Annotated in this window: 1 rRNA gene; it reads right to left on the reverse strand. The window is 52.3% G+C overall.

What is annotated here, in order from left to right:
* Positions 1 to 25 precede the first annotated feature (25 nt).
* Positions 26 to 547: ribosomal RNA gene (locus AS136_RS25950) — 16S ribosomal RNA — on the reverse strand; the annotation flags it as partial.

Raw genomic sequence — 547 nt, forward strand, 5'->3', positions numbered from 1 at the left:
CACTACAAAGGCAGGTTCTTTAAGGTAAGGAGGTGATCCAACCGCAGGTTCCCCTACGGTTACCTTGTTACGACTTCACCCCAGTCATGAATCACAAAGTGGTAAGCGCCCTCCCGAAGGTTAAGCTACCTACTTCTTTTGCAACCCACTCCCATGGTGTGACGGGCGGTGTGTACAAGGCCCGGGAACGTATTCACCGTAGCATTCTGATCTACGATTACTAGCGATTCCGACTTCATGGAGTCGAGTTGCAGACTCCAATCCGGACTACGACATACTTTATGAGGTCCGCTTGCTCTCGCGAGGTCGCTTCTCTTTGTATATGCCATTGTAGCACGTGTGTAGCCCTGGTCGTAAGGGCCATGATGACTTGACGTCATCCCCACCTTCCTCCAGTTTATCACTGGCAGTCTCCTTTGAGTTCCCGGCCTAACCGCTGGCAACAAAGGATAAGGGTTGCGCTCGTTGCGGGACTTAACCCAACATTTCACAACACGAGCTGACGACAGCCATGCAGCACCTGTCTCACAGTTCCCGAAGGCACCAA

Source organism: Klebsiella sp. D5A, assembly GCF_001620885.1.
Taxonomy (GTDB): Bacteria; Pseudomonadota; Gammaproteobacteria; order Enterobacterales; family Enterobacteriaceae; genus Klebsiella; species Klebsiella variicola.